Source organism: Pedobacter suwonensis (genome assembly GCF_007833675.1).
Classification (GTDB): domain Bacteria; phylum Bacteroidota; class Bacteroidia; order Sphingobacteriales; family Sphingobacteriaceae; genus Pedobacter; species Pedobacter suwonensis.
Window position 1 is genome coordinate 627,134 of record NZ_CP031708.1, and the last position, 26,482, is coordinate 653,615.

General features: G+C 44.6%; 31 protein-coding genes. 6 read left to right on the plus strand and 25 right to left on the minus strand.

What is annotated here, in order from left to right; translation table 11 throughout:
• Nucleotide 1: 1 nt before the first annotated feature.
• Nucleotides 2-1,594, plus strand: a complete 1,593-nt coding sequence (locus DV942_RS02470; protein ID WP_186462406.1) for a S41 family peptidase — start codon at nt 2-4, stop codon at nt 1,592-1,594.
• A gap of 304 nt (nt 1,595-1,898) precedes the next feature.
• On the opposite strand, the gene DV942_RS02475 is transcribed toward DV942_RS02470, so the two are convergent.
• Nucleotides 1,899-2,732 carry an XAC2610-related protein gene (locus DV942_RS02475; protein WP_145855027.1) on the minus strand — a complete coding sequence of 278 codons (834 nt, stop codon included), beginning with the start codon at nt 2,730-2,732 and terminating at the stop codon, nt 1,899-1,901.
• Between the two features lie 120 nt (nt 2,733-2,852).
• On the minus strand, nt 2,853-3,176 hold the full coding sequence (locus DV942_RS02480) for a hypothetical protein (protein WP_145855029.1): 324 nt from the start codon (nt 3,174-3,176) through the stop codon (nt 2,853-2,855).
• A gap of 218 nt (nt 3,177-3,394) precedes the next feature.
• Between DV942_RS02480 and DV942_RS02485 the strand changes: the two genes are divergently transcribed.
• The gene (locus DV942_RS02485; protein ID WP_145855031.1) at nt 3,395-3,886 is read left to right on the plus strand and encodes a 2'-5' RNA ligase family protein; all 492 of its coding nucleotides are present in this window, start codon (nt 3,395-3,397) and stop codon (nt 3,884-3,886) included.
• 83 nt (nt 3,887-3,969) lie between these two features.
• On the opposite strand, the gene DV942_RS02490 is transcribed toward DV942_RS02485, so the two are convergent.
• The 9 genes from DV942_RS02490 to DV942_RS23960 form a co-directional block, all read right to left on the minus strand.
• The gene (locus tag DV942_RS02490) at nt 3,970-4,605 is read right to left on the minus strand and encodes an alpha-ketoglutarate-dependent dioxygenase AlkB (RefSeq protein WP_145855033.1); all 636 of its coding nucleotides are present in this window, start codon (nt 4,603-4,605) and stop codon (nt 3,970-3,972) included.
• Nucleotides 4,606-4,751: 146 nt separating this feature from the next.
• Nucleotides 4,752-4,985: a hypothetical protein gene (locus DV942_RS02495; protein ID WP_134203675.1), complete on the minus strand. Its 234-nt coding sequence runs from the start codon at nt 4,983-4,985 to the stop codon at nt 4,752-4,754.
• A gap of 163 nt (nt 4,986-5,148) precedes the next feature.
• Nucleotides 5,149-5,613: a hypothetical protein gene (locus DV942_RS02500; RefSeq protein ID WP_145855035.1), complete on the minus strand. Its 465-nt coding sequence runs from the start codon at nt 5,611-5,613 to the stop codon at nt 5,149-5,151.
• 483 nt (nt 5,614-6,096) lie between these two features.
• Nucleotides 6,097-7,008 carry a helix-turn-helix domain-containing protein gene (locus tag DV942_RS02505; RefSeq protein ID WP_145855037.1) on the minus strand — a complete coding sequence of 304 codons (912 nt, stop codon included), beginning with the start codon at nt 7,006-7,008 and terminating at the stop codon, nt 6,097-6,099.
• A 74-nt stretch (nt 7,009-7,082) separates the two neighbouring features.
• Nucleotides 7,083-7,820, minus strand: a complete 738-nt coding sequence (locus DV942_RS02510; protein ID WP_145855040.1) for an SDR family oxidoreductase — start codon at nt 7,818-7,820, stop codon at nt 7,083-7,085.
• A complete protein-coding gene (locus DV942_RS02515; protein ID WP_145855042.1) occupies nt 7,774-8,733 on the minus strand; it encodes an NmrA family NAD(P)-binding protein in 960 nt (319 codons plus the stop codon). The genes DV942_RS02510 and DV942_RS02515 overlap by 47 nt, the downstream gene beginning before the upstream one ends.
• A 330-nt stretch (nt 8,734-9,063) precedes the next feature.
• Entirely contained in the window at nt 9,064-9,471 is a 408-nt protein-coding gene (locus DV942_RS02520; protein ID WP_145855044.1) for a S41 family peptidase, read from the minus strand.
• A gap of 51 nt (nt 9,472-9,522) precedes the next feature.
• On the minus strand, nt 9,523-10,839 hold the full coding sequence (locus tag DV942_RS02525; protein WP_145855046.1) for a right-handed parallel beta-helix repeat-containing protein: 1,317 nt from the start codon (nt 10,837-10,839) through the stop codon (nt 9,523-9,525).
• Nucleotides 10,840-10,988: 149 nt separating this feature from the next.
• Nucleotides 10,989-11,117, minus strand: coding sequence for a hypothetical protein (locus DV942_RS23960; protein WP_280525552.1), 129 nt, complete (start codon nt 11,115-11,117; stop codon nt 10,989-10,991).
• Between the two features lie 102 nt (nt 11,118-11,219).
• On the opposite strand from DV942_RS23960, the gene DV942_RS02530 reads away from it, so the two are divergent.
• The 3 genes from DV942_RS02530 to DV942_RS02540 all read left to right on the plus strand — a co-directional run bounded on the left by DV942_RS02530 (nt 11,220) and on the right by DV942_RS02540 (nt 12,662).
• Entirely contained in the window at nt 11,220-11,519 is a 300-nt protein-coding gene (locus DV942_RS02530; RefSeq protein WP_145855048.1) for a RebB family R body protein, read from the plus strand.
• A 108-nt stretch (nt 11,520-11,627) separates the two neighbouring features.
• Complete coding sequence (locus DV942_RS02535) at nt 11,628-11,834, plus strand: hypothetical protein (protein WP_186462407.1); 207 nt, start codon at nt 11,628-11,630, stop codon at nt 11,832-11,834.
• A 267-nt stretch (nt 11,835-12,101) separates the two neighbouring features.
• Nucleotides 12,102-12,662 (plus strand): AAA family ATPase, encoded by a 561-nt coding sequence (locus DV942_RS02540; protein WP_145855050.1) that lies wholly within the window; start codon nt 12,102-12,104, stop codon nt 12,660-12,662.
• Between the two features lie 61 nt (nt 12,663-12,723).
• Here DV942_RS02540 and DV942_RS02545 read toward each other — a convergent pair whose 3' ends face one another.
• From DV942_RS02545 to DV942_RS02600, 12 genes are all read right to left on the minus strand, one after another.
• Complete coding sequence (locus tag DV942_RS02545) at nt 12,724-13,818, minus strand: PepSY-associated TM helix domain-containing protein (RefSeq protein WP_145855052.1); 1,095 nt, start codon at nt 13,816-13,818, stop codon at nt 12,724-12,726.
• A 14-nt stretch (nt 13,819-13,832) separates the two neighbouring features.
• Complete coding sequence (locus tag DV942_RS02550) at nt 13,833-16,019, minus strand: TonB-dependent siderophore receptor (RefSeq protein ID WP_145855054.1); 2,187 nt, start codon at nt 16,017-16,019, stop codon at nt 13,833-13,835.
• A 67-nt stretch (nt 16,020-16,086) separates the two neighbouring features.
• Nucleotides 16,087-16,380, minus strand: coding sequence for a hypothetical protein (locus DV942_RS02555; RefSeq protein WP_145855056.1), 294 nt, complete (start codon nt 16,378-16,380; stop codon nt 16,087-16,089).
• Nucleotides 16,381-16,412: 32 nt separating this feature from the next.
• Nucleotides 16,413-16,667 carry a YHS domain-containing protein gene (locus tag DV942_RS02560; protein ID WP_145855058.1) on the minus strand — a complete coding sequence of 85 codons (255 nt, stop codon included), beginning with the start codon at nt 16,665-16,667 and terminating at the stop codon, nt 16,413-16,415.
• 32 nt (nt 16,668-16,699) lie between these two features.
• A complete protein-coding gene (locus tag DV942_RS02565; protein ID WP_450091365.1) occupies nt 16,700-17,377 on the minus strand; it encodes an SCO family protein in 678 nt (225 codons plus the stop codon).
• Complete coding sequence (locus DV942_RS02570; RefSeq protein WP_244950807.1) at nt 17,358-17,867, minus strand: hypothetical protein; 510 nt, start codon at nt 17,865-17,867, stop codon at nt 17,358-17,360. Before DV942_RS02570 ends, DV942_RS02565 begins: the two co-directional genes overlap by 20 nt.
• Before the next feature lie 23 nt (nt 17,868-17,890).
• On the minus strand, nt 17,891-18,817 hold the full coding sequence (locus DV942_RS02575; protein WP_342354899.1) for a transporter family protein: 927 nt from the start codon (nt 18,815-18,817) through the stop codon (nt 17,891-17,893).
• A gap of 9 nt (nt 18,818-18,826) precedes the next feature.
• Entirely contained in the window at nt 18,827-19,873 is a 1,047-nt protein-coding gene (locus DV942_RS02580; RefSeq protein WP_145861568.1) for a cytochrome-c peroxidase, read from the minus strand.
• 5 nt (nt 19,874-19,878) lie between these two features.
• Complete coding sequence (locus DV942_RS02585) at nt 19,879-20,739, minus strand: MbnP family protein (protein ID WP_244950808.1); 861 nt, start codon at nt 20,737-20,739, stop codon at nt 19,879-19,881.
• Between the two features lie 3 nt (nt 20,740-20,742).
• Nucleotides 20,743-21,825 (minus strand): cytochrome-c peroxidase, encoded by a 1,083-nt coding sequence (locus DV942_RS02590; protein WP_145855062.1) that lies wholly within the window; start codon nt 21,823-21,825, stop codon nt 20,743-20,745.
• Nucleotides 21,826-21,830: 5 nt separating this feature from the next.
• Nucleotides 21,831-22,628, minus strand: a complete 798-nt coding sequence (locus DV942_RS02595; RefSeq protein WP_145855064.1) for an MbnP family protein — start codon at nt 22,626-22,628, stop codon at nt 21,831-21,833.
• A 217-nt stretch (nt 22,629-22,845) separates the two neighbouring features.
• Nucleotides 22,846-23,061, minus strand: a complete 216-nt coding sequence (locus DV942_RS02600; protein WP_145855066.1) for a hypothetical protein — start codon at nt 23,059-23,061, stop codon at nt 22,846-22,848.
• Between the two features lie 322 nt (nt 23,062-23,383).
• Between DV942_RS02600 and DV942_RS02605 the strand changes: the two genes are divergently transcribed.
• Nucleotides 23,384-23,680 (plus strand): hypothetical protein, encoded by a 297-nt coding sequence (locus tag DV942_RS02605; RefSeq protein ID WP_145855068.1) that lies wholly within the window; start codon nt 23,384-23,386, stop codon nt 23,678-23,680.
• A gap of 131 nt (nt 23,681-23,811) precedes the next feature.
• Here the strand turns inward: DV942_RS02605 and DV942_RS23620 are convergent, their stop codons facing one another.
• Together DV942_RS23620 and DV942_RS02610 are read right to left on the minus strand one after the other, a co-directional pair.
• A complete protein-coding gene (locus DV942_RS23620) occupies nt 23,812-24,111 on the minus strand; it encodes a TonB-dependent receptor (RefSeq protein ID WP_222431149.1) in 300 nt (99 codons plus the stop codon).
• A gap of 2 nt (nt 24,112-24,113) precedes the next feature.
• Entirely contained in the window at nt 24,114-26,018 is a 1,905-nt protein-coding gene (locus DV942_RS02610) for a TonB-dependent receptor (protein WP_222431150.1), read from the minus strand.
• Between the last annotated feature and the right edge of the window lie 464 nt (nt 26,019-26,482).

Sequence of the window (26,482 nt, forward strand, 5' to 3'; positions counted from 1 at the left end):
TATGCGATACCTGTTCATCCTGCTGGCCTTTTGTCTGGCTACTTCCTGTGCTTTAAAACAAAAGCAATACCCAAACCCCGCTCCATCTTCTGATGCTTTACCGCAGTTAACGGAGCAGCAAATGCGCGCCGAGCACGATACGCTGGTTTCCTATATCAGACAGGTAAGTCCGGTCATCTATTTTAACAAAGAAGTAAGGGGAATCGATTTCAGCCGGCACGCCGCCCGCTTAAGAAAACAGATCGGTCCAAAAACCACTATGGAAGCGTATTTACATATCATTAAAAAGACACTTAATGCCGCACAAGACGGGCATACAAGTCAGCTGAATACGGTCCTGCTGGATATTGCAAAGAAATACTGGATCCCGGGCGGCCTTGTATCCTTTGATAGTGCATCCACTCAAAATATGTATAAGTACGTCAAATACCTCAAAGAAAGTTTTTATTCAAAGGCAGATCTTAACCTGATCTACACTTCAGGATCGTACTATAATTTAATGCCGTTCAGCTACAAAGGTAAAGCCTACCCTGCCGGCATGGAACTGATTCGCTGCAATGGCAAAAATATCCATGAGTTTGTGTCCACCCTTACCCAACTTTATGCTCCGTTGCGCTGGGATAGGGTAAATAACCGGGTTTATGACGAAAATTTCTACTGGCCGGCCGAAATCTATAAGCAGGATACTTTAAGAATGACTTTTGTGGATAAGCAATGCAGGCGGCATCAGCTGAACATCCACAAAAACGACTCCGTAACCTACCTGGCCAAAAAGCTAAACCACTATGGTTATTTCAGCCAGACCGATACGGTGGTAACCCATTACTTTGAACAGGAAGGTATATTTTATGCCAAACTCCCGGCCATGCGCACGGAACTGGGCGATATGATTAAACGGCGCATGGAGGCTATTTTTGCCCGGCACCCTGTAAACAGCGTGGTCATCGATATCAGGGGCAACGGCGGCGGCTCAGACCAAACCTATAATATTTTTTTAAAGAAACTGCTGAGCGATACCTTGAAGAAGGACGTTGTGGTCGGCCGGAACTTCAGTTCCGAAACCCGGAAAAAATATCACCTCAACCGCGATTCCGTCATCAACAGCAATAACAAAACCTTTAATCCCGGCGTACCTCAATTCAAATCGCAGGAAATGTATTTCATCAAACAATCTTTTAATTTTGTAACGCCAGATCTTGCCAGGTTTCCCTTTAACGGAAAGATTTATATCCTCCAGGATAAATTTATTTACTCTTCGGCCAGTAATCTTTCCAGTTTGGCGCAAAATGCCAAACAATTGATCAGCATTGGCGAAACACCAGATCTGTTGGGCGGACTGCAGGCCGATGTACTCATCAAAATGCTGCCCTACAGCAAATTTATTTTCAGGGTAGAACCGCAGGTCGATTTTACCGGCATCAAAAAGCTTGAGGATGTTTTCCAGAACCATGTAGAATACCCGGTATCCTATCCCATTGAAAATCTGCATCTAAGAACAATAAGCAAAGATATATTCGGGAAAAACTTTTTGTTAAAAAACGATCCCATGTTCAGAAAGGTACTGGAATTAGAACAAATTGCCTTAGCTAACTGATCGCTTTATAAATGATGAATTTCCAACCTGTTTATCAGCTATTTATAGATGATTTGAATTAAAGAACCGGTTACCAGGTCATAAATCACCTGATGAAGTAAATTAAACCTCCTCAACCATCCGCTTGCCCTCACCCTCGTACGATGGTCCGGTTTTATTTCCGGGCCGGCCTGAAAAAATTAAGCCTCATTCCATGTTAATGGGGTGTATCCTGATCAGGCTTTTTTTAACGCCTTTAAACTAAGTAATCCAATTCAAGCTCTAATCGGTTTTGATCAGCGAGATGGCCCCTAATCAACAGTGTTTAGTTTGCTGCTTTTCGGGAGCTTAGCCAAACGAGTCGATTTCGGGATTGATATTGATATACATTAGTCCACCAGCTTGCCCCACCCCTACAGGCGGTAATAAACCGTTTATTTTTCTGATCTAAGGTTACATCACAAAATCCGGTACATTTAGCGCGCGGATCCTGAGGTTCAGCAAGTCGCTCAAAACGCTTTGATACGGGGTTGTACAAATAAATGGTAAAAGTGCGGTATACCCCCATCCCGGCATCCGGAATGGAAAATGCCACATCGTCATAACCGTCAAAATTATAATCGGCTATAGTTCCTTTACGTTGTGGGTCCGGACTGTCAAAACCGGGTAACCGTGCTGTTTTTGTAAGTTTACCCGGATAGCGGAACGTTAACCGGTCATCCATCCCTTTCGAAAAAGATATGAGCGCTCCATGCAACAGGTAACCTGCCTTTTCCGCATCCGCTTCCGGGTTCTTCACCTGCTCCAGTTTAAATCGCTTTTGGTCTTTGTTGCGTATGTACCATGCAGCTGAAACTTGATTGGCCTGCTCACTTAACTGGTAGGTTCCGGTCACTTTTCCGTCCAATACTTCATCCCAAACATAAGTAAGCTGTACTGCCGGGGCTTCTCCCTGTGTCTTCCGGCTTTTTAGCCGAAGGGGAATTACGCCCTGCTGCCCAAGGTATTTTACATAAGCACCCTTTCCGCCCGTACCATAATAAATGTTCATCAAAAAGGGCTTGGCTTCCGCGCCCGATTTAAGCAAAAAAGGCTGGGCCTTAACACCAACGCTCGTCAGGACCAAAGCCATTATCAGTTTTAATGTTTTTATCCTCATCAACATAAGCTAATTGTTATCACCATATTGATCACGTTTGTAACCTCTTGTAATAAGGGAATTGCAGGCATTTTATTTGTACATAGGATAGATATCAAAATCAAATTGTATCGGTCAGGTTTAACGTTTTGTCACCCAATTCACGTCAGTATCATTTTCTGCCAAATAATCAAATGTGGCAAAACAGTTCCCCTTTCGGGTACGCACCGTTCCTTTAAAAGCGTAGGGGCAGTTACCTGCAGATTTCCAAAAGCGCGCTGCCGACTGTGCAAAAAGCAATAAATCGGTGCCGTCCCGCACAATGAATGTCATGTCCCGGTCGCCTTCATTGCGCGCAGGGATGCTTTCCAGAAAATGATGCCGGTAATAGTGGTTACCCGGTGCCCATGTTTGTTCAGGGTATAGGGTATGAGTGGTAAGGGCCATTAAGCTAAATTTATCCATAACTGCATTGTTATGCTGTTTGCTAACTTTAACATCCAAACGGCACAAAAAGTTTATCAAAAGGCGTCAGGCTTTTCATTTAAACAAACAATCCTGTACACCTTTTTGTTCAGCTGTTGTTTTAAGGCCATACCATCGCCCGTTTACATTTACAACTAAAAAAAAGTAAAATGCATTGATGCCTGAGGGCGTTTCCTTGATTCATTACCCGATCATACATGAGCAATCCCTTAATTGTAACCCTAAAAATGGATGAAAAAAGCCAGGCATTTTTTGATGTCAAACGCAGGGCTTATTTTCCGCCGGAACGGAATTTTCTGGAGGCACACCTGATGGTATTTCACTATCTGCCCAACACCGAAGAAACCAGATCCTTTCTTAAAGCCTTCCGCTTTCCCCGTTTCGTAGCCAAAGCAACGGGGCTGATGACACTGGGGCGCGGGGTGGCCTACCGGGTGGAATGTGCTGAAATAAAACAGTTGCACCAGCTACTCGCCAAACACTTTTACGCGACGCTCAGCGCGCAGGACCGGCAGGGTTACCGGCCACATGTGACCATCCAGAATAAGGTAAACCCTGAAACGGCCAGGCTCCTGTTTGATGCGCTGAAGAGCAATTTCGAAAGTTTTAACGTGGGCATTGAGGCCATTCAGGTTTTTTCTTACCTGGGCGGGCCCTGGCAACATGAATTTGATGTGGATTTAATATAGTTTATTGCTCCTGAGGTCATCAAAAAATTCATTGCCCTTATCCAATGTTCAGCAAAGCAATTGCTGGTAGGGATAGGGTAAATCTAGCCTCCGACAATCGTCAGCTTAAATTTTTCGCGCAGGATAGCGGCCACCCTGCCCTCTGGATTCATCTGTTGCACCTTTGATGGCTTTACCTTGCGGTAGGTAATGGACAGTCTTCGCCCCCGGTGTCTGATCATGCCATTTATCAGGTCTTTTTTTCTTGGCGGAATGCCATGGTTCCATTTTTTACGGGCATCATCCTGCATGATGTACAGCGATCGTGCTGGTATTTCGATATCAACCACCTCCCCGTCTTTTACCTTGGTAAAGCGCATCATGCAGCCGCTTGCCAGGTTGAGGCCACAGATCTGGTTTTCATAATAATTGCGGTCTTTATGGGGCCTGATGCCTTCACCCGGCTGGTATTCGTTAATGATCACCTGATCGGGGGCATGCTCCAGATTTTTTTCGGTAAATATTTTCCGCGCAACTTCGCTAATGGCGGGCGGGATGGGCAGCGGAATGCCAATAAGCGCGTAGGGTGATTCCAGCTCATTGCGGAAACCATAGTACTGCAGCCGCCTGGCGTAATCCACCATCCAGGGTTGCGCATCTATTTCAGCTATTAGTTGTTGTTCCAGCGCTTCGCTGATAAAATCAGGATAGATCAAAAATCCGGGTACCGGTGTTTCCATGTTTCTACAACAGTAAAAACAAGCTGGTGGTTTTAACCGGTCGGGATGGTTTTCACTCCTTTTCCATTAAAAACGAAAAACGCCTGTCCATTTCCCGACAAACGTTTTCCTGGTACCGATCAGGCTAAAAACCCTAAAATCCATTTTTAACCGGCATTCTGGTATACCACTTCGAAACTGCCGTACATGGCCATTTCTGCGCTGTGCGCAACTGAAAGTTTTAGCTTCAGCTTTTCAATCACTTCATTGGCATACACAATGCTTTTGTTCAGATCTTTTATTCCGCGAACCTCTATCCCCCTGGCCAGGCGTTTAAACTTGGATGGTTCAAATTTTTCAATGAATTTTTCAATATCAGATGTTTGTGTCATTTTACTCATAGTATGATGATTTTACCATAGCAAACCCGGGCAGTGAGGTTTTGTTTGCCTGCTGCATGGCATAAAGTATTAACAAATCATCAGGCAAAAAGCCATTAAACTGGCAATCAGTTTATTAAATCCTAAGAATCGTTAATAAGTTTCAAATTTTAAAAATAGAAGCTCAGGGCTGCTTTACCGGTTTCAAAACACAGTGTTCAGGTGCGTAGTATACGCTTTTGGTTGGATGGGTCACTGTCCACTGTAAACGCTGCCCCGGCAAAAAAGAAAGTTCAAAACTTCCTTTGTCTTTTGGCATACCAAAAAAGCTGTAAAATTTCCCGATCAGCTTTCCTTTTTGGATGGTGCCGGTCAGATTATAGATGACGTCTGGGTCACAATCCGTTTTCCCCCCACTTTGGGCAATGGCACAGTATTGTCCTTTTACCCGGTTCCCCTCCTGGTGTAAAGTCAGCGTAAACTGCGATTCGGGTACCCCCTGCTCGCCCATCACTACATATTTCCAGGTCCCTTCAAAACGGGGCGGCGCCGTTGCAGCGGTTAAAGGTTTAACAGCCTGATCAACAGGGTTTAAAGGATTAGTAACTGTACTAAAGGCGAAGAAGAGGTTTAAAAAAAGATTAACCATGAATGCGTGCTAAAAATATAAAGTTTTGCTTTACCATGCGATGGAAACGGCAAGCTCTTCGCTGATGCTGCACATGATGTTGCCTATCCGTAACCACCTCATTGTTATGCGATCTACCGCTTAACATCCCAATAGCAGAAAAGTTTTGGCAATCCTGTACAGCCATGAGGACAGCGGTTTAGCTTTATGGACGGCCAGTGCTAAAGTCGCATTCATTTAAGGAACAAATCGCAGAGCAGCGTCACCCCGGACACAGTAGAAAGACTTTTTCCTGCCATTTACCAGGCAAGGCTCAAGAAGATGTTAATGAGCGGGTTATGCAAAATTATTCAACAGATTTAGTCCACTTACAGATCCTCTTAAAAAAGCTTTACTTTAATAAATCTCTATAGGTTCTTCCAATGGGACGCCCTTTGCAACTTTTTAGCTGAACTGCCTGGGTGCTGATCGCAGCTATATCTTTCTTTAATACGATATTTGATTTCAATTGAAAGCCTGCCTGAATTCCAGAGGCGTCCGGCCGGTTTTGCTTTTAAACAGTCTGGTGAAGGACTGCGGATATTCGAATCCCATCCGGTAGGCGATTTCCGAGACCGAAACATCAGTGGTGGACAAAATCTCTTTTGCCGTTTCGATAAAACGGTGGTGAATGTGCTGCTGGGTATTAAGGCCTGTTAAGGAACGAAGCATATCACTCAGGTAACCGGCCGAGACATTTAACCGGTCGGCTACGTGCTGTACGGAAGGCAAACCGTTTTCCAACTGCGCTTCATCCCGGAAATAAAAATCCAGCACCTTCTCAAACTTTCCGATCAGGTGGTCATTCGCTGCCTTATCCGTCATAAACTGCCGCTTGTAATAGCGGCTGCAGTAATTGAGGAGCAGTTCGATCTGCGAGATCACCACCTCCTGGCTGAAATCATCGGTCCTTGCCTGGAGTTCCTCATCAATAATATCGAAGACCGAAAACAGGGTTCTTTTTTCTTTTTCCGAAACGTGCAGCGCTTCATCTGCCGCGTAAGAGAAAAACCCGTACTGCCTGATTTTCTTTGCCAGAGGATAGGAAAGGAAAAAATCGGGATGGAGTAAAATAAGGCATCCTTTTCCTTTATTGGCAACAGGTTTTTCAAAGCGCTGGCCGGGAGCGGTGAACACCAGTCCGCCCTCGCCAAAATCGTAATGGTGCTGGCCGTACCTGGCCCTCCCCATCGTATCCTTGTAGGCGATTTTATAAAAATCCAGCACCAGGTAATCCGGTAAGGCCTCATCGGGCAAGCTCATGTCTTCCAGCCGGATAAAACTCACCAGCGGGTGTTCGGGCTTCGGTAACCCGAACATTTTATGGAACTCGGACAGTGAACGGAAGTTATGCAGGTTGTGGGGTTTGCTTTTCATCTTTTAAAATTTAAAACCCGCAGCCGGAAGATGATTTCATTTCTGGGGTTGGTGTCTCAAAAATAGCGAATTAATTACCAGGGGGTCTCTCCGTTTTCAGGATTATATTCTTCACTGATGAATTTTCCGGAAGGCCCCTCCGCTCCGATCATGGCGTATCGGGCAATCCGTTTACCTCCCTGCGCTGCCGTTCCGGTACCGCGGTGGTTATTGAAATCCGTTGCCACGAAGCCCGGGCAAACGGCATTTACCCTGAAGGCGGTATCCCTGAGCTCATAGGCCAGGTTGATGGTATACATGTTCATGGCTGCCTTTGAAGCGGTATAAACAGCTGCCTTGTGGCTGTAATACATCCAGTCCGGATCAGAATGCAGTGTGAGGGAACAGCCGCTGGAGGAAACATTCACAATTCTGGGTGCCGCTGATTTCCGGAGAAGGTCCATAAATGCCTGGGTTACCCTGATCACGCCGTAAAGATTGGTATCCATCACCTTATCAAAAGCTTCAACCGGAGCTTCCAGGGCAGCCTGCGGCATCCCGCCGTTAATGCCTGCATTATTGATGAGCACATCCAGAACCTCCGTTTGCTTTCCGATCTCTGCTCTTGCTTCTTCCACCGAATTCAGGTCGGTGACATCCAACTGCACCGCTTTTATATTTTCAAAGCCCTCTTTCTGAAACTGCCGTACCGCCGATTCCCCGTTTTCCATATTCCGGCTTCCGATGAAGACAAAATAACCGTTCTCTAAAAGCTGTCTGGCGGTTTCAAGTCCTACACCTTTGTTGGCGCCTGTAATCAATGCTGTTTTCATAACCAATTATTTTATTTTTGTTAAATACCCCGGCGAATTCCTTGGCGAAATCCTTTAATTTCACCTGTCCGAATTCCGGCTGGTGTGCATAAAAATCTTCATATAAGCTGCCGTCTCCCTGGGCCTGCTGCATGGCCACCAGCCCTTTGACAATCCATTCGTTAATGCCGGCAGAAAGCATCTGATCCAGCAATTGTTCAGCGGGGATGATTTCCCACTTCAAATCCCTGCCAATGGATTGTCCCAGTGCGGCGGCAATTTCATCAGGAGACACCTCATCGCTGGCAATATAGTGGACCGTTCTTCCGCGGAAGGGCTTTTCCATCTCTTCTGCAATCGTGGCTGCAATATCATAGGGCGAAACCCATGGTTCCTTTCGTCCGCCGCCGTAGCTTTGAATGATTTTCCCCTGCAACTGTATCGTCGGCAGCCAACGGTAGATGTTGCTGAAGAATCCGACCGGACGCATGAACTTGATGAAAACCGCTTCCGGAAGCGTCTGTAAAATCTGCTCCACATGGTGATGAACCAGGAGGCTGCCGGTTCCGGCCGCCGAATGCGCCCCAATACTGCTTAAATGGATGACTTTTTTAATTCCTGAATCCTGAACGGCCTTAACGTACTGACGGGCAATTTTCTTAAATTCAGCCAAAAAATCGATCTCCTGATCAAAAACGCTTCCGATGCCTTCCCAGGCTTCCATCAGATATACGGCATCGGCCACTCTGAATGTCTCCTTTAAAAATTCCGCATCCTGAATGCTTCCGATGGCTGCACTGGCACCCAATTTCTTAATTTCAGCAGTTCTTTCTTCTTTGCTGCTGATTACCGTAACCTGGTGTCCGGCAGTTACCAGTAATGTAGTGAGTGGTTTTCCGATGTTCCCTAAAGAACCTGTTAATACGATTTTCATTGTTCTGATTTTATAAGGACAAAGTTGCATCAACCGGCGGCCACGGAGTAAACAGAATCGGGGAAATATTTAACCGAAACGGAAAGTTTAGCCGAAGTGCAGATGCAGGCTTATTCAGTTAAATTGAACCCAAAGTAGCATTCGGATCATAAGGCTGGAAGAGGGATACCGGATGCAGGAAGAAAATCATTAGCAATTTTGCCTTAATAACGAAAGAATCCAGGTAGTCTTCCGGAAAGGCAAATAACAGAAACCTTTTTTGGATATTTAAAACATGAAAAATTTATCAGCATATACCGGCCGGTTTAGAAATGTGGATCACGTTTCAACCTATCGCCCGCTGATGTTTTTCTCCATATCCTTCAACGCCCAATTCAATTCCAAATCTCTGGCAGCCAGCCCATCTTCAATCTGGTAAGTAATCTCAACATCCGGCATCAGACCTCTGCCGTCAATACGGGTAATGTCACCAAAAAAAGCGGGAAGCGTTCCATAACGGAGCAACAGCTTACTCGTAGGCAGGCTAAGGCTTTTGAGCGTCAAAGCCGTCCATACGTTTTTACTGCCACCTGTTTCTTCACCAACAAATGTTACATTTTTCAGGGCTTTTAAATTCGCAGCGAGTAAACTGCCTGTCGAAAAAGTACCACCGTCAATCAATACATATATTTTACCCTTAAATGTAAATGGATGAGGCGTGATCAACTCGAAGTATGAACATGAATTACAAAAGTTCATATCATAAAAAAAGAAGCTGCCTCAGTATGGAGACAGTTTTCTTTTTCTTGTTTACATAGAAATATTGCTATTTACGACATTGTGAGCACCCTCATAATACAAGTTGGTCGTCGTGTTGCCTTTGAAAATATTATTACTAATGATATTATAATCCCCCTGATTTTCTGAAAGGCCAACTTTCATGTCATACCCTCCATTAGGATCTTTAGGGGTAAGCGATCCTATTTGATTGCTTTGTATGCAGAATTCTTTGCAGCGCAACATAAAAATGCCTGTATCCTTACATTGCTCGATTTGATTATTGGTTATTGATCCCACTTCACAGTCGGCCATTTGCAATCCCATATAACCACTTGTATAAATGTCGTTTCCGTTAAAATCTATACGTGCGCAACTATTCAGGTAAACAGCACTTACCCCAACTGTTCTACCTGCAGAGAACCAATTACTTTTTATTCTGACTGAATAATAACCTACAACTGCCACAGCTTGCCCGCCTATGTTATCTATATCATTCGAGTCTACGATTAACACAGCAAAATGGTAATCAGGATCATTCGATTCAGCATAAATACCCTGAGCTGAAGGACGATCCGTATCACTACCACCAATGTAGTTGTTTTTGATAATGACGGTTGCAGCATTAATCAATCTTATAAAAGAATTACCTCCACATTTTTCCATGGTATTGTTCTCAATGACATTATGTGTGCCTTTGCTGATTACAATCTGTGATTCAACCATCCCGCTTATGAAACAATTGAATATGCTTACATTATTTGAATTGATACAATTAACCGCGTTGGTAAACCCACCAGTTATTCTTAAATTTTCAATAATAACACTATACCCGTGGTTATTGACTTTGATAGCACAGAAATTTGGATCAGCAACATATGTAGGAGAATAAAAAGAAAGTTCTTTCACTCTGCTAAATTCGCCCATTGTAAGTATTGGTTTATCTGTCTCAAAAGCCTGAAGTTCAGAGAGCGTACTTTCACCAAAAAACGCCTGGTTTCCCTGCAAAACCAGGCCTGATACCGCATATTTCCCTTCAGGAATAAATATATTTAATCCTGTTTTTATAGCATTTTGAAAATAAACTGAATCATTAGAACCATCACCTTTCGCCCCAAACCATTTCACGTTTAGTTCACCAGTGTACCGTCTTTTCCATCTGCCAACTGTAACTCCTGGAAATGCTGATTTGATTATTCTCCCTCCATCCACATCTTCATTTGCCGTGCTATCCCAAAAGAAGTCACCACCACCATGGTCACCTGGTGTATAATAGCCTAATACATGCACAAAACCGTTAACGGAAGGGTCAATGTTGTTCACTAACTGATAAATTGAATTAGCTGTCATAATATTTGATGTTTTTTGTAATCAAATATACTGATCTCCTTCAGTGGCCCGGATACAATACAAGGCTATTTTTTCCAGTAGAGGGTTAACCTGATCCGATAGGTACCGGCCCCAAATATCATGCTCAGCTCAGTGTGCACCGCATCAGTTTAACAAAGTGTTTTCTGGCTGAGGTAGCTTTGCCCTTCAAAAGGAACTGATTTGGGTTTTTCATCAGCCTGGTTAGGTTTGCCAAACGTTTGAATAAGCTGTTCCCTGATCCGGGCATATTCTGCCATACAGATTTCGGAATAACCAGAAAGCAGAAAAGGGATTAAACTTTAAAAAGTTTTTTTTAACCCGCTATTTCTTAACTTTATATCAAACTAAAAGACAACCTCATGAATCAGGCAGAAAACCAATCGGCAGCAAGAATCCAGTCGACATGCATTAATGAACAAGTTACAGACGCTGTTACGCAGGCTAATGTAAAAGTTGCAGCGGAAGCACCAGCAATCGCATTGGGAAATGTTTACAAGACGGCGGCAAATGCTACCGGGATTATATTTGAAAATGCCGTAAACGCCCAGCAACAGCAAAATATTTTCGGGCAGGCTACCACCGATCAAGGCATTGTACAGCTTTACAATATTGATACAGATGGTGATGCCATTGCTGTTTCAAAAATTTTAAAACCGTAAACCCGGGCCGAACCGCTATTTAAGCCTGGCGCAGAGAACATTTTAAAACTGATAGCCGGGCTTAGTCCTTAATTTTGTCATTTTAGCCAGTACTTTCGCATCAGCAGATTGAACTGGTTAAAAAATACGGGTACAGCAAGTAATTACGGGCCCTGGCTTGATGCCAATGCAGCACAGGCTTGGTCTATCCGCAATAACCAGGGCCTGATGTGGAATATATGGGGAACCCACACCCCGGAAAGCACACGTAATGCTTTTAAAACTACCTGTGGCGTTGCAATGGTTAACGGCATTTACTATATCGTTAATGATTAAGGCGTAATAAAATGCAGCGGCTACAGCCATTTACGGTGCAAAAGGCGCCAACGCTGTGATACTGATCGAAATCAAAAAAGCTTACAGGAAAAAGATCAGGTTGTCAAAATAAACACGGCCCGATAACCGGATAAGTACTCTTTTCCCATAAATGGTTACCATCCATGTGATGAAGCATCATTAAGCTATCAAACTGATTTGCAAGAATGGTATGATCATGAAATTCCAAATGATGTCCTCTTATTCCCATTTAAAAACATCAATGATATGAATAACAAACTGAATACTGATAAAACGGATCTTTTTATCATCACAGGCGGTCCGGGTGTAGGTAAAACTACATTGATTAATGGTTTAGCAAATAAAGGTTTTACAATTGCTACTGAATCTGCCCGGGCAATTATCAAAGATCAGGTTGATCACAACGGCGACGGTGTGCCGTGGAAAAATAAACAGCGGTATGCCGAATTGATGTTCAAAGAATCGCTAAAAGCTTATCATCAAATTGTTGATATGCATCCTGATAGAATTGCTTTTTTTGATCGTGGCCTGCCTGATACTTTGTGCTACATGAAAATGGAAAAGATACCCGTAACTGAAAAATGTTATGAAACGATAAAAGCTACGGTTTACAATAAAAAGGTTTTTATCCTGCCACCATGGGAAGAAATTTATGAAACCGATACGGAACGAAAGCAAAGCTGGGATGAAGCAGTTTTTACCTATGAGAAAATGAAAGAAACTTATACAGCATTGGGATATGACGTGGTTACTGTTCCAATTGGGAACGTTGAGCGTAGATGTGCTTTTATTTTAGCGCATGTTTAGCTAATGATAATAAGAATTGGTTTTTACCAGGCTAAACCCAAAATTTAATAAATTTCATGGCCTATCTTTTTTTTCGTTTTAGCCAAAGCAGTGCCCCGCTTATGGATAAGAAACCCGGTGTGAGGCCAAACAGCACATATATCCATTTTAAGATATCACCGCCAAAAGCACCCGCATGAAGTTCGTAAGCCATATGCTCAAGCCGTTCAGATAGCCCCTGCTCATCAATTACCTTTTTATCTTTCATTTCGCCGGTCTGCGCATCGAAGGTAATGCCGCTGGCCTTGCCCTTCAGCAGCACATTGCTGGTTTGGGGCATTTGGCCACGCAATAAAATGTCAGTACCTTTTACCGTTGGAATATTTACCGCAATTGGAACAAAGCCTGGAATAGTTTTACAGGCCAGGGCCACCAGGTGATCGATATTTGCAGGGACTTCATAGTTTGCCTGCTGCTTTGGAAGCACCCACATGGCAGGGCTGAAATACTCCCTAAGCATCCAGAAGCCGGTAAAAAACAGTATGATATTAAACAGCAATGCCCAAACGCCGATAATGCGGTGCAGGGAGGAGATGCCCGTTCGATAACTTTTAAAGTTCAGTCCTGCCCTGAAGCGCAAGGCTTTCCAGAAATGTTTGCGGTAAATTACCGTGCCTGTAATAAGCGATAGCAGCATCACCAGACCGAGTATCCCGCTGATCAGCATTCCCGGAATACCCAGTTGCAGGCTATAGTGAAGCGTATAAACCCAGCGCAGAAAGGATGGCGAAAACTGATCATAACCGCCTTCTCTGAGGATCTTTCCATTGTAGGGATTTACGAAAACATAATACAGGTAGTTATCAGATACTTTTTGCTGCCTTTTGTAAAGCATAAACTCATAACTGTCATACCTGTCTCTTGGAAAATCGTGCAGGACGAGTTTTTTAAGGTTTGGATGGCTATGCAGCACCATCCGGTAAAGCTCATCGGCAGGAAGCTTTTTTGCTGCGGGGACCAGACGGTGGAGCTCAGGATTGAAATAGCGCTCAAGCTCATGCCTGAAAACCAGCAGCGAACCGCTCATTCCATAAAGCAAAAAGAATATGCCTGCTGCAAGGCCTAGCCATCCGTGGAGCTTAAAGGATATCTTTGTTAAACGTTTCTTCCAATCCATCACTTTCCTAAATATTAAAATTTATAGCCAATATTTAACCTAAATTCCCTTGGTGGATAAGGTACATAGGCATAGGCGCCAATGGTTGCTGAAGATGGTGTAATCCAGGCGCTTCCGTAATTAAACCTGTTCAGGATATTGTTTACCATTCCGTTTACGCTGAAGTGGCCTTGCGACCAGCCTATGCCACCATCTAACCTGAACACCGGGGCAAGGGATAGTTTTTGAAGTTCATAGCGGCCTGCCCTACCCACCTGTAGCTGGTAGCCTGCTGATATGGATAAGCCCCGCACTTTCTCAACCGGCAACAGGTAATGCAGCCAGGTATTCTGGATATGCTTTACCGTAAAAGGCGTGGTGAGTCCCAGCCTGGCCGGATTTTCATCTTTCGAAATGTGACTGTCGGTATAGGCATAATTGATTACTGCATTAAGGCCTTTAACAATCTCCCCCTTAAGGTCAAACTCTATCCCTTTTGAGGTGGTTTGGCCGAGCTGCGTCTGGATATTGGTGGAAGGATCAGTCACTTTAACATTATCGCGGGTAATCCTGTAAATGGACACTGTTGTATTCCATTTTCCGCCCATCCAGTCTTTTTTAAGGCCTGCTTCCATATTTTCGCCCCTTAATGGCTTAAATGCTTCGCCGCTGGTTGTATTTACGCCGCTCTGCGGGGTAAAGGTCTGGTCATAGAGTGCATATACCGAAAAATCAGACCTCAGCGAATAGCTCAATCCCAATTTTGGCGTAAAGGCCGTATTGTTAGTCTCGCCCAAACTGGTTTTTGTCGGGCTTTTTTGTACGCCGGTTTTGCTAAAAGTTAGCCTTGCTCCCAAAGTCATCCTTAATTTATTTTCAAACAGCCCAAGTTCGTCCTGCACATAAGCAGCCTGATAAGAGATGGATTGTTGATCAGTCGCGATAGCTGATAATGAGCCCGCTCTCACGTTGGCATCAAAAGAAATGCCGTAAACGGGATGGTTGGCATCAAGCGGATAAAGGGTTTGGTTGGCGGTCGGATCACCAGATCCGGAATAGGAGATGAACTTTTTACGGTTAACATCTACCCCACCCAGCAACTGGTGGCGGACACTACCGGTAGAAAACTCACCACTGATGTAGGGCTGGATGGCCATTACACCGGTATTCAAGCGCTCGTAAGTTGCCCTGCGCATAATCAGGTTGGGCTGGGCCGCATTGTAACGCGAAACAAAGAAGTAAGTACCTTCCAGGTGGTCCCTGGCATAGGCAGTATTGATTGTCAAATGCCAGTTTTTGTTAAAAGAGTGGTGGTAGCTTAAAAAGCCATTGTGCTCGATGGATTTAAACGGCGCCTTATTCGGATCGTTTATGGTAAAATCTGCCGGCAAACTTGCAAATCCATTGGGGGCGAAAACGGTAGCAAAATACTGCTGGTAACGCTGGTCCTGGAAAAGATACTCAGCAGAAATATAAGAATGATCGTTTATATTGTACCTGATGACCGGATTTACCACCACCTTATCATTGAAATTATACTTCTGGAAGGACCTGGACTTTTGCCCGGCAGCATTTAAACGGTACTGCCATTTTCCACTTTTATCAAGATTTCCATCCAAATCTGCGCTGAGGCGGTACAGGTTAAAGCTTCCCGTAGTAAAACTTACCTCACGGTTCCCGGTACCGGTAGGCTGCTTAGTGAGCACGTTATAAGATCCGGCAGGGTCGAATAAACCATTGATATAACTCGATGGACCTTTAATAAATTCTACGCGGCCAATAATGGCTGCATCTTCAGCGCTGGGCCCTGCATAGATCATGGATAGGTCCAGGCCGTTACGCATCGGGGTAATCTGCGCCCCGCGCATAAATACCGAAGAATTGTACAGGTCTGCGTTGTTGTTTCGCAGTGCCCCGCTCACGTTTCGCGTTACGCTTTCATTAATGGTGGTGGCCTGCTGGTCTTCAATGAGGCGCTGATCAATTTCCTGAATGTTCTGCGGCAGCTGCAACAGCGGGGTACTCAGCTTCAGCGCAGCTGAAGATTTGTTGAGGTTATACCTGCGGTAATAGCGCGAGCTGATCCTAACTTCATCGAGTACCTTTGCCGATGTATCTGGTGCAGCGCTCACGGTGTCCTTTTTTAACTTTGTTTTTTGCTGGGCACTTACCCCAACCGTTAAGGCTAAAAAACATAAGCCTGTAATCACTATTCTTTTCATTTAATCTTTTTGTCGCTACAAATCCCAACAATGGTATGTAAACGGTCATGCACCTGTTTAAGCCCGGCTAAATCAATTCACCCTCAACCTTACGCTTAACGAGTTTATCCGGCGCTGCACTTTCCAGGCAGCGCTTGTGGATAGCGGGGATGATTCCAGGCCCCGAAAATTCGGCCGGGATGACGCATTTGTGCAGCAATACTGCACTTTCCGGGAGCTCACCAGCGCGCTTTTTTACCGGAGCGCGGTTTCCTGATGCTGCCGGGTGAAAGCTCTGTGAAATGATGGCATGAAAATGCCCCGATGCCGGCCATTGATCAAAGTTATCCTGCGACCTGAGGTTGAGGGAAAACAGGATCATACCAAGGGTGATGACAAATATTTTTTCATTATTTATTTTCCGATATATTTTTTGGGTTCTGCTACAAATTTATTTTTGCAGCCTTCCGAGCAAAATCCGTAAACCGTTTTTTGATATATGGCTGTTCTCGTATTGCCCGCTTTCACTTTCATTTTGCACACCGGATCGGTGGCATCCTTTTTCAGCGTGTCTGTTTGCAGCGTTACCACCATCATCTTTTCATTTGCCTTTGCGGCAGCCATACTCAGCAACAGGACCACCCCTGGCAGGTATATTATTTTTTTCATGTTTTTTATTTTTTTTGTTCAGGCTTCGATTGTTATTTTTCTTTCAAAAGAATATCCATGTCTGCCATAAGCTTTTCTACCTGATCTTGCTTCGTTCCATCATACGCTTCGCGCACCCTCCGGTGCTTATCGATCAGCACCAGATAACCCTGGTGCACATAACCTCCCGGAGCGGCCTTGTCTTCGTTGACCGAAACCAGGTAATCCTTTTGGGCCATGGCGTAAACAAGGTCCTTAGTTCCCCACACAAACTGCCATTGTTTACCTGCTGCCCCAAGCCTGCTACGGTAGGCCTTCAGTCTCGATGGAATATCATAACGGTAATCAATCGTGTGGGATAAGAACATCACCTCCGGATTGCCCTTATATTTTTCATATACTTTTAAAAGGTTGCGGTGCATGATGGGGCAAATGGTTGGGCAGGAAGTAAAAAAGAAATCCGCCACATAGATTTTGCCGTCAAAATCTTTATTGGTCACCATGATGCTATCCTGGTTTAAAAAGCCAAAATCCGATATGGTTTTGTAAACCGTATCAATCACGGGTTTTCCATCTACCATGGTCTGCTTCACCCCATCCGGTATCAGCGGCAATCTGCGCGCGGTTTGCCCGCACGAGCAGATTATGGCTACCACTGCAAGCAGCAGCAGGCACTTTAAAGTTTCCTTTTTCATCGCTCCGCTTTTTAAATTAATGTTTACTGTGGTCATGTTCAGCCGCTGCTGAAGCAGGTTTCAGGTTAAACTTTTCCAGGTAAGCATCCGATTCATCCAGTGCCTTTTTGTATTCACCATCAAGCTTTTTAATCCTGATCATCTCACCCTGAAAATACTTCACCGCCTCTCCATTACTCTTTCCCTCAATATCTGGCTGGAAATCATGCATCCAGTCCATCATGTTATCATCTGCCTTGTTCAGCTTTGCAATCAATAAACTGATTTTATTTTTTTCCTCCGTGGTATCAAGATCAGGCTTTGCCTGCTTAAGCTCCTTTAACCTTACTTTGGAAAGGGTATCCAGTACCATTCTGTTTTTCACTGCCTTTTCCCCGTCTCCCATTACCTTATCATGAAGATCCATCACCTCCTGCCGTACGGTTTTATAATCGGGTTCACTTTTACAGCCAATGGTCATTGCTGCACAGAAGGCAAATGCGCCTAAGGCACCTAAACTTTTTTTGATTAAATTTTTAATATCCATAACTTGAATTTTAGACTGTGTATTTAAAACGGAATACTCATGTGTACCATCAGGCGGTTTCCGGCATATGCCCTTCCGCCCGCCAGGTCCTGCGATCTGATGTTCTGGTAATTGGCGCCTATCGAAAGTCCTTTCATGGCAACCTCCAGGCCTGCAACTGCTGAAAGCGAATAGCCGCCAGACACGTCGACCATATATTTTTTGTTCTCCACATCCTTGTCCGCAGTCTCATAGAGTAGCCCAGCGTTTGGCGCTACCGTTACGCTATGGGCGATGCGGAACTTATAGTACACCAGCGCGTTTGCGGTAAACTTATTGCCGTAACGGTATGCATATTGGTTTTCGGTATTTATTTTATAGTTGGCATTCAGGTTCAGTCCAAGGTCGTTATAGCGGATATCATAAGCCGCATTTACTGTAAAATCGGTACTTGCGGTACCCAGCTGGAAGTTGTTGGGCGATTCCTGAACGGCCAGGCGCTCGGCAGGTTCATATTTCCCGGTAGGCACCTTAATCCCAGCACCCACCCAAAGCGACTGGACAAGTAGTTTTTCGCCCAGGGTACCAGTATGGTTGAACAGGTTATAATAGCCCATCACCGCAATATCACCCATTCCGTTCTTTGTACCATTTGCTTCCTGGCTTTTACGCTGGTTGAAGTTATAAGGAACAAATGCTAAAACGCGGAACTTCTTTCCAAAGTTCCATCCGCCCCAAAGCTCGGCGCTCTGGTAGGTCTCGTCTGCGGTCAGCGGCGTGCGCTCCCCTTGCGGCCCAAGGTGGGTGTGCAGGGATTTGTACTGATAGCGCAGTCCTAAAAACCGCTTGTTATATTCGGGCAGGATCCCGATATAGTAACTTCCTACCCCACAGCCGCAGATATCGCAGGCCAGGGACGGAAAGCCAAGTGCCATCAGAAAAACCCATATCAATGTTTTTTTTATGCTCATGCTAAAGTGTTATTGTTCGGCCAGGGCCGGGTTGTTTATAAAAGTCTCATCGTTTAGTGTGCCTAAAAATGCCAGGAGTTTACCCTTGTCATCATCACTTAGGGCAATGCCCAGCCTGGCGCCATTCTTTAGGATAGGATCCAGGTTTGGCAGGTCCTGCACCTGCGAATGATAATGTTCCAGTACGCCGTCAAGCGTTAAAAACCTGCCATCATGCATGTAAGGCGCTGTATATTTCAGGTTTCGGAGTGATGGTACCTTGAACTTGTACCTGTCTGTTGCGATCAGCGTAGCGGTATATAATCCCTGGTCGTTAATAGGACTCAGAGAGAGCCCGTTATTGTGAAAAGATCCGTCGGTGAACAAAGGCTCGCTGTGGCAAGAAGCACATTTCTCTTTAAACAGCAGATAACCTTGCTGCTCCTGGGTGGTAAAGGATACACCCGCTTCCTTTCTCATCACTTTATCGTATTTAGAATTGCTGCTGATGCACATCACCATAAACTGCGATAGTGCTTTCATCATCTTTGCAGTGGTGATTTCCTCCGTGCCAAAAGCGTTTTTGAACAGGGTAGTATACTTTGGAAGCAGGCGCAGCTTCGCCATCACATTCTCAACGCTTTCATCCATTTCTTCATGGTTGGTGATGGGCGCAACAGGCTGCAGGTCGAGGTCAAAAATGCCTCCGCCCCACATAAAAGCCTTGTTCCAGGCCAGGTTCATAATTGGCGGAGAGTTCCGGGTACCCAGGCGGTCATCTATGCCATGGCTCACGTCATGCCCGTGCTGCGTAAAAGCAGAAGACTGGATATGGCAGGAGCCGCAGCTTACCGTATTGTTTCTGGAAAGCCTGGCTTCATAAAAAAGGCTTCGCCCAAGCTCAAAGCCTGCCTTGGTTACCGGATTGGCAGAAAGCTTGTAAACGGGCTCCGGAAAATTGGCCGGTTGCTGAAATCCCAGAAAGGCCTCCACCTGCTCTTGCACCATATCGCTCTTCTTGCAGGCGTAAACAAAAAGGCATAGCGAAAAAATAATCAATATCTGTTTTTTATTCATCATGCCTAGTTTTCGGTGTGGTCGTGTCTGAACATCGTGGTCAGGTTTTTTGCAATGTTTACGCTATAATCGCTGAACATCACATTGGGATGAGCGGCGATACTAAAGCCATCAGGCCCGTTAAATACCTTCATCGCATCTACAAAAAGGTGAACGTTACTCTGCCTGTCCTTTCTCACTTTGGCAATACCTGCAGTGGTCAGATCAACAGTGATGGTTTTGATATTGTTGATGGTCGGCGCAGCATAACCACCAAAGCCGCCGATGTGGTATTTGAATTGTTTCTTTCCGGTGGGATCACCATTTGCGTCATCCGAGATCACCCCGGAATTGCCTTCAAACCTGAAAAATATGTACCCGGAGTTCCAGCCCCAGTACATGCCCCCGCTATCATGATCGCCATTTGCTGCCGGGTCAAGTACTCCTGTACGCTTATCAATACCCATGGTACTTCTCAGGCTATCTACACCTAGAGTAAAAGTCAGCCTGGTATAATCGCCCTCAGGCACACGTACTTTTGCAAAACGGGTAGCTTTGTCTGATGATCTGATCAGAAAATAACTGCTATCCTGTTTTACTGCGTATTCTTTTCCATCTGCGGTAGCCACCTTAATGTTGCTGATGAAATACTGCAGCATGGAAACGGTAAACTTTTCGCCGGCTGCGTTGGTATAGGGCGCAGCGGTATTATTGAAGGTAAGCGTGCGGTCGCCGATGATGTTATCAAACTCTACTGAAAAAGGTGCCAGATTGGTCTCCACAAATTCCGGAGCGGGTTCATCACCCTTTTTACAGGAGGCCAGTATTGAAAAACAGGCCAGGAGCAAAATTAACTGATTATATTTTCTATTAAATTTTTCCATCATACATTAATTAGGATTACTGAATTTTTTATTTTTTGTGAAAGCATCATCCGTAAGGGCGGATAGGAAAGCTTTTATGGCCGCTTTTTCTGCCTGCGAGATCGGAATACCCAAATTGCCATTATTTTGATACAGGGCCCGATCTACAGTTGCTGAATAGGTGATTCCCGAACGATAGTGATCTAAAACCTGGTCCAGGTTACTGAATCGTCCATCATGCATATACGGAGCGGTGAGCATCACGTTCCTTAATGAAGGGGTTTTGAATTTGCCCATATCAGCCAAATCAAAGCTCACGCGGTACCTTCCCTGGTAAATTCCTTCCAGGTCGGCTGGAAAAGCAGCATCAATGCCGTTGTTGTGATAGCTGTAGTCGGTAAAAAGTTCACCTTGGTGGCAGCTCCCGCATTTTGCATTTACCAGCGCAAGTCCCTGTAGTTCCTGGCTGCTCAATGTCGCGCCAGGCACTTTCCTGATGTAAAGGTCGTACCTTGAGCCAGCAGAAATCAGTGTCCTTTGAAACTGTGCCAATGCCTTGAGTACATCCGTTGAGGTGATTTCCCTGTTAAACACCAGTTTAAACCTTTTAACGTAATCCGGTACCGCTTTAAGTTCCCTTTCCAGCTCATAAAGATCCTGGTGCATTTCATCCTCGCTGGTCAATGGCCCTAAAGCCTGCGATTCGAGATTCTTTGAGCCACCGTCCCAAAAAAGGCCGCTTTTTGCCCATGCCAGGTTAAACAGTGTTGGTGTATGGCGGTGAAGGGGCTTAGCCGACACCCCGATACTGGTTAATGCGGTTGCATCAGAAAAGGCAATATCCTGCCTGTGGCATGATGCACAGGACAGTTTGTTGTTTCCTGATAATCTTGCGTCATAAAATAAGATCCTCCCCAGCTCAATTCCTTCAGCACTAAGCGGATTGTCCGCATCGTCTGCTACCTTCGGCAAATTACCCGGCACTTCCAGTCTGGCTGGTGTCGGTGCCGGGAAATTTTCAACCGGGCGGTTATCCTTTTTACAGGATATCACCGTGCCCGATAGCAGCATCAAGGCAGAAAGATGCAGGACTGCATATTTGCCGTTCATGCCAGTTAGTTTGCAGACTTAACTGAAAAAACTTTACCACCGTAATTGGCGGCTACAGCGCTCATTACAGCAGCCTGCGATGCGCCGACAGTTGGTGTAGTTATCACATCAATGCCGTCAAATGCTTTTGAAAGGTCTACGTTAATAACAATATTTGCTGATTTTGAAGAACCGATTTTAATGCTTTGTGGAAGATTCAATGCCACCGTTTTATAATTGGCGTTTAAGCCTGTTTCTACCTTAAGCGTTTTGCTGGCAGTGCCTTCTTTAACGGTTCCTGTAGCCGAGGTAAAGATATAGCTCGTCAGCCACATCCACGATACGTTGGTCATCCCGTTCAACTGAGAAAGCTCACCCGACTGAAGGCTCATATTATCGTTATATTTCTGGTCTACACCAACGCCGAACTTAATGGCTTTATAATCACCAGCAGGAATTTCTTTCAGCACTACGTCTTCGCGTTTTGTTGCCGGATAGATGGTTCCGGCATTATCGTTGTTTACCCCTACAAGGTTTATAACACCTGTTTCTTCCAATAAATAATAAGATCCTGGAACCTTTACTTCGTCGCCTGCTGCATTTACCAGCACTACGTTGCTGACCCAGTATCTGAACTTTGTAAAATTAAAGGTTTTGGTTCCCAGGGTGAAGTCTTTGTTCAATGCAAAATCACTGCCATTGAATGTAGCATCGAAAGTAACGGTAGTTTTTCCAGCACCATCAGCAACGGTAACCAGCTCATCTTTTGAACATGAAGCAAATAAAACTGTAGCTAATAATATGATCGTTAAAAATTTTTTCATTTTTTTAAATATAATTCGTTGGGGCATACCTATCGCATGCCATTAAGGTATGGGTTTGTAATTTGGATTTTGAGGGAGATGATCCCGAAAATAAAATACAGGCCTAAACGTCAGCGCTAGCCAAAAAAAGTGGCAACGATGGATTAGAATTATACGAATGCGAGGCAATCAGAAAATTCCTGAATGCATCCGGCAAAAAAAGATAAAACAAATGGGTTTAAGCCTGAAGACTTAAGGCTTTTGGCGGCTGGAATATAGAAAATGCACGGTGCATGGTACCAAGCACTGGTCGTTCCGGATAGATCATTTTAACAGTTGAGCGTTTAAAGGTAAAGGACGAGGCAGCAGTAGGCAACGCTTCCATGTAATGGCTACGCTGGTTTTCCCTTTCCTGTTTTTTCTCCTTTTCCTCGGCCTGCTTTAATTTCTTCATCAGAAAACATTTCCCATTACAGTGCATCCACGGGCGGTTCCTGTTCTCGCATAGTTTCTCTGTTATATACTTCTGGTTTACTTCGAAACCGGCATAGATAAAAAAACGCGAAAAATTGGATCCGATCAGTGCAAATAATAAAGATATGGCAACAAACCTGTTCAACATTTCGCCGCAAAGATAAGGATAAACAAGCCCGAAAACGAAATAAAACAGATAAATTATAGGGATATTGCTTTTAAAAAATGTGCAAAAATGAATTAGCCACAGAAACGCAGAAATCACGGAGTAGATTAAATTTTTCTGTGTTTTTCTTGCCTTCGTGGCAAACATAACGCTTAGGCATGCGCAGAAAGAGCTGGAAACTAAAAGAGAAAAAGTTAAAAGCGATTTCCCTGATATAAATTACCACAAAGCCCCTACAAAAAACAATTTTGAGGTGAAAATTTGCTGGATTGAGTCGTTTATCCCTTTAGTTCAGGAATATTTTGTTGCGCCAGCGTTAACCGGCTCAATTGATATCTCCGGGCCTTATGTTTACAGCAAAATAAACCCTGTGCCAGCGTTCAACACCGGGCTGCACCAGGGGACTCAGCAGGTTTCCTTCATTTTTATTTAATAATCTAACTGTGGTGTTGTTGATGGCCTTGCCAGCGGTATTTGCTTGCAGCCTTTCCTGATGCTGGATTTTACGGTTGGCGGGTTCCTGCTTTTTCTTCTTTCCGTACAACTTTTTGCTCTGGTCATCTATCAGAACTTGAGCGATACAGTAGCTCTGATACTGAAAGGCGTTCCCGGCGTAAAATGAATCTCCTCAACTGGCAGGGGCTCATTCTGCAACCTCGATTCGGTTGCAAACTGCGTTTCATTCCATGCCCTGTTAAAAATGTTTTCGGTAATAATGCCAAAAGTAAAACGCTTCAAGGTATAGTTCACATTGGCATCGGTAATAAAATAACCCTTTGCAATAATTGAGTTATCGCCGTTAGCCGGACGTGAGGCAAGATAGCGGGCCTTAATGCTTCCGGAGAAGTTATTCAGGTCTTTCATGCTCAGCCCCCGGTAAAGGTAAAAGGTGGCGCCAGGGGAATGTAATTTGCCCCTTCCGGCTCATCCAGTGCCCTTCCGTGGTTGTAGGTCATATCGCCATTTAAGAAAAACCAATTGTTTAACTGGTAGCGCAGTCCAAAATCAATTCCCTTCCTTGATGTTCTTCCACTGGGCTCAATTACCCCTTCATCACCAACATATACAAATTCCTGTTGCAGGTAGAGATACCATAGGGCTGCGTTTAGTATCAAACGTGGTGCCGGTTTCCAGCTTGCCCCAAGGTCAGCTCCATAAGCAGCCGGCAGGATTTCCTGAGTCTTCTTTGCTATCACCACGCGCGAATCATTGCTATGAAATCCCTTCCCCATTTTCAAAAAGAACTGTAGGTCTTTACTCTGGTTATACAGAAAATTCAGCTTAGGACTTAGCGTAGCCTTTCCTGTACGCGCAGCAAAATTACCATTCAAATGATCAATATACTTAAAGTTAAAATAATCCAGGCGCACGGCAGGATTGATCAGGAGTTTACCCATATCAATCTCTGTATTCAAAAAGGCATAAGCATTAATTTCAGAAACATCGCCAAACTGAACCTGTTCAAGGGTAGTGCGCCGGTTTAGCGTATGGGAAAGCTCAATATCTTTAACCTGGTCTGCCCTTAAGCCGGTACCGAACTGCATGCCGTAGTCCGCAGCTGATGAACTGTATTTCTTACTCAATACCGATTGCAGCCCGTATATGTTCCTGCCCTCTTGCTGTTTAATCTGGTCTCCGTTCACCGGATCATTAAGAAAAAAAGTAAAATTGCTGTAAAGCCCGAAATCATAACGGCTATAAAAGGCACTGGATTTGAGCGAGGTGCTTTCATTAATGAATTGATCATACTGCAGATTGAGATTACTGCGGCTGGTTTTTCCACCCTCATTGGCATCAATAGCCCCAAACCGGGAAATGAGTCCTTCATCTACCGCACGTTGTGGAATCTGGCCGGAGGCGAGCCATGAACTATTAAAGTGCATTACTGAAAACGAAAGCTTATCGAGGTTATTGAACAACCGGGTATATTTTCCCATCAGGTTGAGCCTTTTAAAATCCTGGCTAGCCTCAAAAGGACCATCGGTTTTCATGTAACTCCCGGCCACATAGGCCGCCTGTTTGGCATCATTTACCAGATTGATCAATCCAAGTCCCTTAAAGGTATTAAACTTTCCGCCCTCGAGCGTAAGGGAGCTGTGATCTAATCTGTCCTTGGTCTGGAATGCGACGTAGCCGGCGGTAGCCAGGTTACCCTTATCTGCATGATAGGGGCCTTTATCAAAATCAATCTTTTCCACCAGTTCAGGAATCAGGAAATGCAGGTCTGCATAACCCTGCCCGTGTGCATGACTGACCATGTTTACCGGCATACCGTCTACAGAAATGTTGATATCTGTTCCATGATCCAGGTCGAAGCCACGAAGAAAAAGTTGTTCTGCCTTTCCCCCGCCGGCATGCTGGCCGATAAAGAGGCCGGGTACTTTTCTTAAAAGTTCCTGCGAAGAATTTACCGGGCTTGTAGCGAGATCCACAGCCGCTACAGACGAGAGGTGGTTTATACCTTCCGATACAACCACTTCATTTAGCTGGAAATTAGCGGGTGATAAACTGATATCCATTACAAATCCGTCTACAACTGTTGTCACAGGTGAATAACCCAGCAACGTTACCCGGATGGAATCGCCCCTTCTTACATCTTTCATCAGAAAAAAACCAGCCTCATTAGTATGTGCATGCTTTTTACTCCGCAGGTTCTGCAGGTAAACATCTGCTAAAGGGAAATCGCCGGTAGTGCTTATCTTACCCTTTAAAACTTGCGCAAAAAGACTCGTTGAGCATAAGCTCAGCAGCATCACATAGAAAATCTTCATCGGGGGCGAAACTACTAAATGTTATAAATTATTTCGCATTAGCTCATCCCTTTCTAGAAAAAAACGAATACCAGTGAGTTGGCACACCCTGTGTTTCGGAGGGGAGTTCATCTTTTTTAATAAAATCAGGTTTCTTTTTGCAGGATGAAAAATTTAAAGCCATTAACAATAGTGCTGCTTGCTGCATTAACGCCGCAAACGACCATGAACGAAATTGAACTCAACAAAGATGTGGCAAGCCGCTAAATTCATAGCTTTGTATTCGAATGATCATAGATGAGCTCGCATAGAAATAAATTAGCATACATCTGCCTGAAACCCGATGAAACGCTGCAACCCTTTGTAGAAAGCATCTGGATGGTAAAAAAACCACTCTGACGAAGAAAATGCAGGTATTGTTGTTCCGGATGGGAAAATAGATTTATTTCTTTTCGCAGATAGAAATGGAAACTTTGAGCTATTTA

Bases quoted from the DNA above. Each gene is read 5' to 3' on its own strand.
- DV942_RS02470 (WP_186462406.1), top strand. From the start codon at position 2: ATGCGATACCTGTTCATCCTGCTGGCCTTTTGTCTGGCTACTTCCTGT.
- DV942_RS02475 (WP_145855027.1), bottom strand. From the start codon at position 2,732: ATGAGGATAAAAACATTAAAACTGATAATGGCTTTGGTCCTGACGAGC.
- DV942_RS02480 (WP_145855029.1), bottom strand. From the start codon at position 3,176: ATGGATAAATTTAGCTTAATGGCCCTTACCACTCATACCCTATACCCT.
- DV942_RS02485 (WP_145855031.1), top strand. From the start codon at position 3,395: ATGAGCAATCCCTTAATTGTAACCCTAAAAATGGATGAAAAAAGCCAG.
- DV942_RS02490 (WP_145855033.1), bottom strand. From the start codon at position 4,605: ATGGAAACACCGGTACCCGGATTTTTGATCTATCCTGATTTTATCAGC.
- DV942_RS02495 (WP_134203675.1), bottom strand. From the start codon at position 4,985: ATGAGTAAAATGACACAAACATCTGATATTGAAAAATTCATTGAAAAA.
- DV942_RS02500 (WP_145855035.1), bottom strand. From the start codon at position 5,613: ATGGTTAATCTTTTTTTAAACCTCTTCTTCGCCTTTAGTACAGTTACT.
- DV942_RS02505 (WP_145855037.1), bottom strand. From the start codon at position 7,008: ATGAAAAGCAAACCCCACAACCTGCATAACTTCCGTTCACTGTCCGAG.
- DV942_RS02510 (WP_145855040.1), bottom strand. From the start codon at position 7,820: ATGAAAACAGCATTGATTACAGGCGCCAACAAAGGTGTAGGACTTGAA.
- DV942_RS02515 (WP_145855042.1), bottom strand. From the start codon at position 8,733: ATGAAAATCGTATTAACAGGTTCTTTAGGGAACATCGGAAAACCACTC.
- DV942_RS02520 (WP_145855044.1), bottom strand. From the start codon at position 9,471: ATGAACTTTTGTAATTCATGTTCATACTTCGAGTTGATCACGCCTCAT.
- DV942_RS02525 (WP_145855046.1), bottom strand. From the start codon at position 10,839: ATGACAGCTAATTCAATTTATCAGTTAGTGAACAACATTGACCCTTCC.
- DV942_RS23960 (WP_280525552.1), bottom strand. From the start codon at position 11,117: ATGGCAGAATATGCCCGGATCAGGGAACAGCTTATTCAAACGTTTGGC.
- DV942_RS02530 (WP_145855048.1), top strand. From the start codon at position 11,220: ATGAATCAGGCAGAAAACCAATCGGCAGCAAGAATCCAGTCGACATGC.
- DV942_RS02540 (WP_145855050.1), top strand. From the start codon at position 12,102: ATGAATAACAAACTGAATACTGATAAAACGGATCTTTTTATCATCACA.
- DV942_RS02545 (WP_145855052.1), bottom strand. From the start codon at position 13,818: ATGGATTGGAAGAAACGTTTAACAAAGATATCCTTTAAGCTCCACGGA.
- DV942_RS02550 (WP_145855054.1), bottom strand. From the start codon at position 16,019: ATGAAAAGAATAGTGATTACAGGCTTATGTTTTTTAGCCTTAACGGTT.
- DV942_RS02555 (WP_145855056.1), bottom strand. From the start codon at position 16,380: ATGATCCTGTTTTCCCTCAACCTCAGGTCGCAGGATAACTTTGATCAA.
- DV942_RS02560 (WP_145855058.1), bottom strand. From the start codon at position 16,667: ATGAAAAAAATAATATACCTGCCAGGGGTGGTCCTGTTGCTGAGTATG.
- DV942_RS02565 (WP_450091365.1), bottom strand. From the start codon at position 17,377: ATGACCACAGTAAACATTAATTTAAAAAGCGGAGCGATGAAAAAGGAA.
- DV942_RS02570 (WP_244950807.1), bottom strand. From the start codon at position 17,867: ATGGATATTAAAAATTTAATCAAAAAAAGTTTAGGTGCCTTAGGCGCA.
- DV942_RS02575 (WP_342354899.1), bottom strand. From the start codon at position 18,817: ATGAGCATAAAAAAAACATTGATATGGGTTTTTCTGATGGCACTTGGC.
- DV942_RS02580 (WP_145861568.1), bottom strand. From the start codon at position 19,873: ATGAATAAAAAACAGATATTGATTATTTTTTCGCTATGCCTTTTTGTT.
- DV942_RS02585 (WP_244950808.1), bottom strand. From the start codon at position 20,739: ATGATGGAAAAATTTAATAGAAAATATAATCAGTTAATTTTGCTCCTG.
- DV942_RS02590 (WP_145855062.1), bottom strand. From the start codon at position 21,825: ATGAACGGCAAATATGCAGTCCTGCATCTTTCTGCCTTGATGCTGCTA.
- DV942_RS02595 (WP_145855064.1), bottom strand. From the start codon at position 22,628: ATGAAAAAATTTTTAACGATCATATTATTAGCTACAGTTTTATTTGCT.
- DV942_RS02600 (WP_145855066.1), bottom strand. From the start codon at position 23,061: ATGAAGAAATTAAAGCAGGCCGAGGAAAAGGAGAAAAAACAGGAAAGG.
- DV942_RS23620 (WP_222431149.1), bottom strand. From the start codon at position 24,111: ATGAAAGACCTGAATAACTTCTCCGGAAGCATTAAGGCCCGCTATCTT.
- DV942_RS02610 (WP_222431150.1), bottom strand. From the start codon at position 26,018: ATGAAGATTTTCTATGTGATGCTGCTGAGCTTATGCTCAACGAGTCTT.